This is a genomic window from Rhizobium sp. PRIMUS64, from assembly GCF_023006465.1.
Taxonomy (GTDB): Bacteria; Pseudomonadota; Alphaproteobacteria; order Rhizobiales; family Rhizobiaceae; genus Rhizobium; species Rhizobium leguminosarum.
In genome coordinates, this window is the sequence record NZ_JALBGX010000223.1 from 1 (window position 1) to 6,591 (window position 6,591).

Genomic DNA, 6,591 nt, shown 5'->3' on the forward strand with positions numbered 1-6,591 from the left:
CCGCATCATGGCGATCGGCCAGGAGCGCGACACCTGGCGCCAGCGGGCGGCAAGCGCCGAAGATCATGTCGCGACGCTGCGTGAGCGCGAGGAAGAGGCGCGCGAAGAGGCAGCCGAGCTCGAACTGGCGCCGGATGAATTCGACGACAAGCGCCGCGCCCTGCTCAGCGAATTGCAAAAGGCCGAGGAGGCGCGCCGACAGGCCAGCGATCTCCTGGCCGAGGCCGAACGCATCCAGCGCGAGGCCGACCAAAAGGCGACGACGGCGCTGTCGGAACTTGCCGAATGCCGTGAACGCCGCGGCCGCGCCGAGGAGCGCCTGGTCTCCGCCCGCGAGAAGCGGCAGGAAAGCGAAGGCCGCATCCGCGAGGTCCTGAACGTCGCGCCGCACGAGGCGCTGCAGCTGACCGGGCGCCCGACCATGCAGGCGCTTCCCGATCCGCGCGAAGTCGAGCGCGAGCTCGAACGCCTGCGGATCGAGCGCGAGCGGCTGGGTGCTGTCAACCTGCGCGCCGACGAGGAACAGAAGGAGCTGAGCGAGAAGCTCGAAGCCTTGATCAAGGAACGCGACGACGTCATCGATGCGATCCGCAAGCTGCGCGGCGCCATCCAGAGCCTCAACCGCGAGGGCCGCGAACGGCTGATCGCCGCCTTCGACATCGTCAACGCCCAGTTCCAGCGGCTGTTCACCCATCTTTTCGGCGGCGGCACCGCCGAGCTGCAGCTGATCGAATCCGACGATCCGCTGGAAGCCGGCCTGGAAATCCTCGCCCGTCCGCCCGGCAAGAAGCCGCAGACCATGACGCTGCTCTCGGGCGGCGAGCAGGCGCTGACGGCAATGGCGCTGATCTTCGCCGTCTTCCTCACCAATCCGGCGCCGATCTGCGTGCTCGACGAAGTGGACGCGCCGCTCGACGACCACAATGTCGAGCGCTACTGCAACCTGATGGACGAAATGGCGGCCTCCACCGAAACCCGCTTCGTCATCATCACCCACAATCCGATCACCATGGCCCGCATGAACCGCCTCTTCGGCGTCACCATGGCCGAGCAGGGCGTCTCCCAGCTCGTCTCCGTCGACCTGCAAATGGCCGAGCGCCTGCGCGAGATTGCCTAAAGCAATTCCAGGAAAAGTGCGCAGCGGTTTTCCGTCCGGAATTGCGAAACTAAAGACAATAATTCCAGGAAAAGTGCGCAGCGGTTTTCCGTCCGGGATTGCGTGAAACCAGGCAGGCGCAATTTCAGCAAAGGTGCGGCGCGGTTTTGCGCCCAGAAATTGCGTAAAATCAAGGGCCGAGCAATAAACACCAAAAAAGGTCGGCTCTCTTGTCGCTTGTACCCCATTTGGGTGATGCTCTTTTCGCTGACTTGCATTAGAAGTTGTTTCAACGCAACCTAATTACTCTGCTGAAAAGCGGGCGACCAAAGGTTGCGCATTGTCGAATTTGCGTGCGGTTTTCCGGGCGAGGGCAAGAACCGGAAACCGAGAGCAAATCTTGGGAAGTAGCGATCTATTTTCCCAGGAATTGCGTATGACAAGGTCAGAGCGGTTCTCTTTACAAAAAGCTGAGCCGTTCCTGGGTTGAGGGACCCCCCGTCCGGTTTTCCTGGCCGGACGGAAACAAGGCTTTGCGGGACATTGTTGCAGTCCCGCAAAGCTTTTTTTATGCCTTGTATGCTGTTTGGGCGCCTTTCAACCGTTTCGATGCCGGCCGCGGCCAAGATTTATTGTGCAGCGCAACATTCTGCCGCATTTGTCGATTTTCATTTCAACACCAACGGATTAAGCTAATCCCGATTTGGTGTTGGGGGGAAGATGACCAAGTGGGTCTATAGGTTCGGCGACGGGCAGGCTGAGGGTCGGGCGCGCGATCACGAGATTCTGGGCGGCAAGGGCGCCAATCTGGCGGAAATGTGCGCGCTCGGATTGCCGGTGCCGCCGGGGCTGACGATCGTCAGCGATGCCTGCAACACCTATTACAAGAATGGCCGCCACATCGAGGATGCGGTGAAGGCGGAGGTGCGCGCCGGCATATCGGCGATCGAGGCGGTCACCGGCCGCCACTTCGGTTCCGTCAGCCAGCCGCTGCTGCTCTCGGTGCGCTCCGGCGCCCGCGTCTCGATGCCGGGGATGATGGACACGGTGCTCAATCTCGGCCTCAACGACGAGACCGTGCAGGCGCTGGGTCATGATGCCGGCGACGCGCGTTTTGCCTGGGACAGCTACCGCCGCTTCATCCAGATGTATGCCGATGTCGTCATGGGCCTCGGCAACGACGCCTTCGAGGAGATCCTGGAAGACGAGAAGGCCAAGCTCGGCCATGAATTCGATACCGAACTCAGCGCCTCGGAATGGCAGCATATCGTCTCGCTCTACAAGAAGCTGATCGAGGAGGAGCTGGAGCGGGAATTCCCGCAGGATCCCGAAGTCCAGCTCTGGGGCGCGGTCGGCGCCGTCTTTTCCAGCTGGATGAGCGCGCGCGCCGTCACCTACCGCCAGCTCCACAATATTCCGGAAGGCTGGGGCACGGCGATCAACATCCAGGCGATGGTCTTCGGCAATCTCGGCAATTCGTCCGCCACCGGCGTTGCCTTCACCCGCAACCCCTCGACCGGCGAGAGGGCGCTTTACGGCGAATTCCTGGTCAATGCCCAGGGCGAGGATGTGGTGGCCGGCATCCGCACGCCGCAAAGCATCACCGAGGAGGGGCGGATTTCCTCGGGCTCCGAAAAACCCTCGATGGAAAAGCTGATGCCCGAGGCGTTTCGCGAGCTCTGCCACATCTGCACCGAGCTCGAGATCCATTACCGCGACATGCAGGATATCGAATTCACCATCGAGCGCGGCAGGCTGTGGATGCTGCAGACCCGTTCGGGCAAACGCTCGACGCGGGCGGCAATGAAGATCGCCGTCGACATGGTCGACGAGGGGGTGATTACCGAGGATGAGGCGGTGCTGCGCATCGAGCCCTCCAGCCTCGACCAGCTGCTGCATCCCACCATCGATCCGCGCGTCACCCGCCAGGTGATCGGCACCGGGCTGCCGGCGTCGCCGGGCGCTGCCACCGGCGCCATCGTCTTCACCGCGGAAGAGGCCGTCGAGGCGGAATCCGAAGGCCGCAAGGTCATTCTGCTCAGGGTCGAGACCAGCCCCGAGGATATTCACGGCATGCATGCCGCCGAAGGCATTCTCACCACCCGCGGCGGCATGACCAGCCATGCGGCGGTCGTTGCCCGCGGCATGGGCATCCCCTGCGTCGTCGGCGCCGGCACCATGCGCATCGATCAGCGCAACGAGCGGCTGCTCGGCATCGGCGTCACGCTGAAGAAGGGCGATATCATCACCATCGACGGCTCGGCCGGCCAGGTGCTGAAGGGCGAGGTGCCGATGATCCAGCCGGCGCTGTCGGGCGATTTCGGCCGCATCATGGGCTGGGCCGACCGCGCCCGGCGCATGACGGTGCGCACCAATGCCGATACGCCGGCCGATGCGCTGGCCGCCCGCTCCTTCGGCGCCGAAGGCATCGGCCTTTGCCGCACCGAGCACATGTTCTTCGAGGGCGAGCGCATCCATGTGATGCGCGAGATGATCCTTGCCGTCGATGAGACGGGCAGGCGGCTGGCGCTCGACAAGCTGCTGCCGATGCAGCGCCTCGATTTCACCGGCCTCTTCACCGTCATGCACGGCCTGCCGGTAACGATCCGCCTGCTCGATCCGCCGCTGCACGAATTCCTGCCGAAAACCGACGACGAGGTGGCCGAGGTCGCCTTCGCCATGGGCATGGAGCCCTCCGTGCTTCGCCAGCGCGTCGATGCGCTGCACGAGTTCAACCCGATGCTCGGCCATCGCGGCTGCCGGCTGGCGATCTCCTATCCCGAAATCGTCGAGATGCAGGCCCGCGCCATCTTCGAGGCAGCGATTGCCGCAGCCCAGGAGACCGGGGCCGCCGTCGTGCCGGAGATCATGGTGCCGCTCGTCGGTCTCCGCGCCGAGCTCGATTACGTCAAGGCGCGGATCGATGCCGTCGCCGGCGACGTGATGAGCGAGGCCGGCATGAAGATCGATTATCTCGTCGGCACGATGATCGAGCTGCCGCGTGCGGCCCTTCGCGCCCATGTGATTGCCGAAGCCGCCGAATTTTTCTCCTTCGGCACCAACGACCTGACGCAGACCACCTTCGGCATCTCGCGCGACGATGCCTCGGCCTTCATCCCCACCTATCAGCGCAAGGGCATCATCGAGCACGATCCCTTCATCTCGCTCGATTTCGACGGTGTCGGCGAATTGATCAGCATCGCCGCCGAACGCGGCCGGCGCACCCGCAACGACATGAAGCTCGGCATCTGCGGCGAACATGGCGGCGACCCGGCCTCGATCCGCTTCTGCGAGACGATCGGCCTCGATTATGTCTCCTGCTCGCCGTTCCGCGTGCCGATCGCCAGGCTGGCGGCGGCGCAGGCGGTGATTTCAAACGGTCTGGACGAGATCAGGCGCGGTCCGAAAGAGCTGCGGGGAAGCCTGTAAAATAGGGCGCCCGTGGCGCTCAGTGATGATACCGCCAGCGATCGCGGTAGATATAAGGCCCGTTCAGATCCCAGGCCATGCTCTGCATCATCTCGGCACTCTGCGCTCGCGATTCAGCGCGCCGGTCGAGATCGATGCGTTGCAGGCAGGTGGCAAAACCATCCGTGCCGCGGCGGAAGCCATAGCTTAGGCAGCGCTGCTCATCCGCCGCCCGCCGCTCCTCCGGCGTCATCGTCTGGCAGGCCGAGAGCCCGGCGACGATGGTGGCCATGACGGTGATGAGAAGACGAATGCGCATTGGTGTGTTCCTTGGAATGCCTGCTCCGAGCAAAGGCCATTCGGGCGAGGGCGTCAAGCCGCTCTTGGCCCGGGAGATCGCTGAGACCGGCCCCTCATCCGGCTGCCGCCACCTTCTCCCCGCGCGCGGGGCGAAGGGGACATGCCGCGACCTCTCCATTCCCCACTAACCTCTCGCAGGGCACGTCCCCTCTCCCCGTTTTTACGGGGAGAGGGTTAGGGTGAGGGGCAGCCATACGGCACGACCAGCATCGTCACGCCGCCCCAGCCGGATCCCCAATCGGCAGCAGTGCCGGATTGAGCGGCGGATCCTGGGGATTCTTCGTATCGGCCGGATCCTGCGCCGGCGTCAGCGGCGGTTTTTGCTGGATGGGGTCGGGAATGCCGGGTGTCGGCGTCGGCCCGCGCGGCGTATCGGCATTGGGTGTCGGGATCGGGTCTTTGTTGGGCATGAGTGCCTCCTTTTCGAAAAAGGAACGGCAGCCTCAGCACTTGGTTCCACTTTCGCCGGCCAAGCTTTCTATGCATGAGGGGCATTCCTCTGTATGAGGAAAGCATGGCCTCTCCAAAAGAGGCCGGAATCACTGGAACGAGCATGGCCCTTCGCGATCGATTTTCGAAAAAACTGAACTGTCCGCAATGCGGCAATGAGGGCTTCGCCGAAGCCTCGGAAGTCGACGATCCCAAGCGCAAGCACCCGGATTTCAAGGTCGATCAGCTGCCGCGCGGCTTTGGCGTGCAGCGGCCCTCGAACAACCAGGAAAATTTCATGATCAAATGCGAATGCGGGCGCAAGTTTCCCTTCCGCAGTGTTGCGGAAGCCGCGGCCGAGCGCCGCTGACATCTTGATCTAGAACTTAGATCCGCTCCAGCAGTTCGATGAAGGCATCGGCGAAACGCACCAGCGGCGCGGTCTCTTCGTCGGGCGCCTGCATGCGGATCTCCGTGCCGTGATCGTCGAGCAGCGCCAGCACCACGCGCATCTCCTGGCCGTCATCCGGAATGCGCAGCACGGCAATGCGCCGGCAATTCTGCACGAGGCCGCCGGCCGGCAGGTCAAACAGCAGTTCGCCGCCGGAGCGTGCCGCCGCCTGGCGCACCGCCTCGCAGAAGCCGGCATCGCCGCCGGCATAACCTTCGAGCGAAAGTTCGAGCTCGAGCAGCTCCATCGGCAGCATCGGCTCGGACTGGTGGTCGATCCCGCCAAGCGCAGACGCCTGCGGCCTTGCTGCAATCTCGGGTGAAATCATCCCGTCTCTCCTCTACATCTGGAGATGAAACCGCGGCAGAATGGCCCTTTTTTGACATATCAGCAAGGGCTTATGAAGCCGCCGCCGTTTCACCATGGCCTTCCGCCGCGGATTCCAACGCAATGCCTCAGACAATAGTTTCAATTTAGTCGAATCTTGCCCCAGATCCGGATGATTTTAGGCCGGGCCGGCCTAAAATCTGAATCCGGATCTAAATCAAAGAATAGAGCATGATGTCGTCCGAAAACCGCTTCACACTTTTCGGCATCATGCTCTAAACAGGGTTGAGGCGATTTGCGTGGTCGAACGCGCGGGCGCTGACGAGCAACCGGTAAGTTTGATGGCCATCCGCTTCGACCGCCCCGTTTCCAACGCCGCCCGCTTTTCGCGGCTGCTCGGGGCGTTTTCCCTGGTGCTGGCGCTGGCTGTGATGATCGCCCACCGCTTCGGCGGCCTCGCCACACCCTATCTGGTGCTGCTGCTGATTGCCGCCGCCGGCGGCGCGCTGCTCGCCGTCAT

Annotated in this window: 6 protein-coding genes and 2 pseudogenes; 4 read left to right on the forward strand and 4 right to left on the reverse strand. The window is 63.3% G+C overall.

The genetic code is table 11. The features are described from left to right. A pseudogene (locus tag MOV76_RS37810) lies at nucleotides 1–1,117 on the forward strand (chromosome segregation protein SMC); the annotation flags it as partial. Here MOV76_RS37810 and MOV76_RS37815 read toward each other — a convergent pair. After that, complete coding sequence (locus tag MOV76_RS37815) at nucleotides 1,114–1,374, reverse strand: hypothetical protein (RefSeq protein WP_247266484.1); 261 nt, start codon at nucleotides 1,372–1,374, stop codon at nucleotides 1,114–1,116. The pseudogene MOV76_RS37810 and the gene MOV76_RS37815 overlap by 4 nt on opposite strands. Nucleotides 1,375–1,816: 442 nt before the next feature. Here MOV76_RS37815 and ppdK point away from each other — a divergent pair, with 442 nt between their 5' ends. After that, nucleotides 1,817–4,525: a pyruvate, phosphate dikinase gene (gene ppdK, locus MOV76_RS37820; RefSeq protein WP_247266485.1), complete on the forward strand. Its 2,709-nt coding sequence runs from the start codon at nucleotides 1,817–1,819 to the stop codon at nucleotides 4,523–4,525. A gap of 19 nt (nucleotides 4,526–4,544) precedes the next feature. On the opposite strand, the gene MOV76_RS37825 is transcribed toward ppdK, so the two are convergent. Together MOV76_RS37825 and MOV76_RS37830 are read right to left on the reverse strand one after the other, a co-directional pair. Further along, on the reverse strand, nucleotides 4,545–4,823 hold the full coding sequence (locus MOV76_RS37825) for a hypothetical protein (RefSeq protein ID WP_018240962.1): 279 nt from the start codon (nucleotides 4,821–4,823) through the stop codon (nucleotides 4,545–4,547). 253 nt (nucleotides 4,824–5,076) lie between these two features. Then, complete coding sequence (locus tag MOV76_RS37830) at nucleotides 5,077–5,274, reverse strand: hypothetical protein (RefSeq protein ID WP_012756389.1); 198 nt, start codon at nucleotides 5,272–5,274, stop codon at nucleotides 5,077–5,079. 143 nt (nucleotides 5,275–5,417) lie between these two features. Between MOV76_RS37830 and MOV76_RS37835 the strand changes: the two genes are divergently transcribed. Next, nucleotides 5,418–5,663, forward strand: coding sequence for a hypothetical protein (locus tag MOV76_RS37835; protein WP_018449220.1), 246 nt, complete (start codon nucleotides 5,418–5,420; stop codon nucleotides 5,661–5,663). A 16-nt stretch (nucleotides 5,664–5,679) separates the two neighbouring features. Here MOV76_RS37835 and MOV76_RS37840 read toward each other — a convergent pair whose 3' ends face one another. After that, nucleotides 5,680–6,072 (reverse strand): hypothetical protein, encoded by a 393-nt coding sequence (locus MOV76_RS37840; RefSeq protein WP_018240964.1) that lies wholly within the window; start codon nucleotides 6,070–6,072, stop codon nucleotides 5,680–5,682. Between the two features lie 298 nt (nucleotides 6,073–6,370). Between MOV76_RS37840 and MOV76_RS37845 the strand changes: the two are divergent. Then, nucleotides 6,371–6,591: pseudogene (locus tag MOV76_RS37845) on the forward strand (hypothetical protein); the annotation flags it as partial.

Bases quoted from the DNA above. Each gene is read 5' to 3' on its own strand.
- MOV76_RS37835 (WP_018449220.1), top strand. From the start codon at position 5,418: ATGGCCCTTCGCGATCGATTTTCGAAAAAACTGAACTGTCCGCAATGC.
- MOV76_RS37825 (WP_018240962.1), bottom strand. From the start codon at position 4,823: ATGCGCATTCGTCTTCTCATCACCGTCATGGCCACCATCGTCGCCGGG.
- MOV76_RS37840 (WP_018240964.1), bottom strand. From the start codon at position 6,072: ATGATTTCACCCGAGATTGCAGCAAGGCCGCAGGCGTCTGCGCTTGGC.
- MOV76_RS37830 (WP_012756389.1), bottom strand. From the start codon at position 5,274: ATGCCCAACAAAGACCCGATCCCGACACCCAATGCCGATACGCCGCGC.
- MOV76_RS37815 (WP_247266484.1), bottom strand. From the start codon at position 1,374: ATGCAAGTCAGCGAAAAGAGCATCACCCAAATGGGGTACAAGCGACAA.
- ppdK (WP_247266485.1), top strand. From the start codon at position 1,817: ATGACCAAGTGGGTCTATAGGTTCGGCGACGGGCAGGCTGAGGGTCGG.